Origin of the sequence: Nocardia sp. NPDC101769, assembly GCF_044766925.1 — a bacterium.
In the GTDB taxonomy this organism is placed as follows: domain Bacteria; phylum Actinomycetota; class Actinomycetes; order Mycobacteriales; family Mycobacteriaceae; genus Nocardia.
Genome location: NZ_JBIWMX010000126.1, coordinates 1 through 1,876, shown reverse-complemented (window position 1 = coordinate 1,876; position 1,876 = coordinate 1). Strand labels below are relative to the sequence as shown.

Here is a 1,876-nt window from a genome sequence, read left to right as displayed (position 1 = left end):
GGTTCCGTCGCATCTGAAGCCGTGCCCGCAGTGCGCTCCGGAGTGGTCGGCGGCGGATGCTCGTGCCGTCCCACTGCGGGCGCTGTCGGGCCCACAACTCGCAGCGTTGCATGTCACGTCCTTGGACGACGACGGTTTTCGGCATTTCCTGCCGCGGGTACTCGAGGTGGTTCTGCTCGTGCCGTCCCCGACGTTCGATCTCGGCCTGTCGCGATCGAAAGGTCGCGCGGCCGGCTGGAAGGCGACCGAGGCCGCGGCCGTTCGAGAGCTGGCGGCCATCGTGTGGCGAGAAGTGTTGGGCAGCTACCCGGCATCGGTGGGCTACGTTTCCGACAGTCCGTCACTGCTGCAATTCGTGGACTGGTGGGACCTGCCGTTGCCGCGGCTGCTCGGCGACTGGCTGAGAATGCCGGGGCTGTCACCGGTGCGGCATCTCGCCGATCTAGCCTGCCACGTGTGGACTACCCGCGACCCGTTCGAGCCCGAGGCACGAGCAGCGGTGCTGTCGTGGCTGCGCGACGACGCCGTCGGTGACCGGCTGCAGAGCACGTTCTTCGCGACCGATTCCGACCAGGCGGCAGCTCAGCTCTCGGCGGCCTACGAGCTGTGGACGACATGTCACCGACCCGGCGACGCGGGCGGCCCGACACGGCCCAGGTAGCCGATTCTCTCCGAGCAGCGCGCTGGGCGGAGTTTCCGCAGAAAGCCCCACATGCGGTCCGGCCAGCCCACCGCGAAACACGTTTCTCGACATACGGACTCGGGCCACAACCAGCCGATTCGTATCCTGGCACCCGAAGTGTCGTAAATCGATTCTCAACACCGGTGGTGGATGTGGTGACCGGACTAGAAAATCATCTCGGCGTAGACACCGCCGTTGAGGACACCGAAGTCGATGTGGCCGGGAAGCAGAAACGGCTCTCCCGCCTCGAACAGTTCCATGTTCGTGACGACCAGTTGCTCCGCCCATGTGTGCAGTTCGATCGGCAGCACATAAGTGGTGCCGTCGACACAGCGCACGCTGATGTCCTCACCAGGACTGCCAGGTACGGGCAGGACCACGGATTCCACGTGCAGGACCATGCCCTGCTCGTCGGGTGAAGTGATTGTCGGCGGGTTCAGTTCGGCCATGACCTGACGGTAGTGAAGACCCTCACGGGCGCATGCGACGATCGCCGAACCCGTCCCAATCGCGCACTTTGTCCTCAGCCCGACGCGAGCGGCCCTTGCGCGCCACCACGGGCCTCGTCAATCCCGGGCCCGATCGCGACGTGTGCGAGCAACCCCGCCACGTCGATGCCCAGATGCCGGGTGACCTCACCCAGCGCGTTGTCCAGTGCCACCCGCGTGGACCCCGGCCGCGGGTGCAGCCGCACGACCGTGTCCGCATGGCGGATCTCGACGTGGCAGACCTTCTCACCGCGGGCACACCCGGCGACCGGCCGCGGTGCACCGATGACGACGTGGGCCTCACCACCGCAGCGGCTGACCCGGCCGCTGATGAACATCTGCACTCCAGCACTCCCCCTCGACCGATTACAGGACCGCTCGATAGTTCGACACCGCATATGCCGGCGGATTGCTCGACGAATCGGGGCGTGAGGAACAGTGGCGCGGAATCCGGCGGTAGCGCGAGTCGACCTGGGTGTTTGCGGCCGGGCGAGCCTTCGAAGTCGTCGGTACCGCGCATAGTTTCGAGAGTCGACCCACTGCCGACCCGTCAAAACACCAGGTCGCTATCCGAGCTGTCACGCATAGCGAGTAACTCTCTGCGGTAACTGCTAAGAACTCCTAACAAAGTGAGAGGTTGACCAGTCGACGCCAGCAGATGATGCCGCAGGCCAGGCTGAGGAATGCTTCGTGGATGTCGTCGCGG

At 65.5% G+C, this 1,876-nt stretch carries 3 protein-coding genes; 1 reads left to right on the top strand and 2 read right to left on the bottom strand.

What is annotated here, in order from left to right; translation table 11 throughout:
• Positions 1-661 (top strand): hypothetical protein (locus ACIRRA_RS45895; RefSeq protein ID WP_402782426.1); only part of this gene is annotated, 661 nt, incomplete at its 5' end.
• Positions 662-846: 185 nt separating this feature from the next.
• On the opposite strand, the gene ACIRRA_RS45890 is transcribed toward ACIRRA_RS45895, so the two are convergent.
• Together ACIRRA_RS45890 and ACIRRA_RS45885 are read right to left on the bottom strand one after the other, a co-directional pair.
• A complete protein-coding gene (locus ACIRRA_RS45890; RefSeq protein WP_402782423.1) occupies positions 847-1,131 on the bottom strand; it encodes a hypothetical protein in 285 nt (94 codons plus the stop codon).
• A gap of 74 nt (positions 1,132-1,205) precedes the next feature.
• Positions 1,206-1,514 carry a hypothetical protein gene (locus ACIRRA_RS45885; protein WP_402782420.1) on the bottom strand — a complete coding sequence of 103 codons (309 nt, stop codon included), beginning with the start codon at positions 1,512-1,514 and terminating at the stop codon, positions 1,206-1,208.
• Positions 1,515-1,876: the final 362 nt, after the last annotated feature.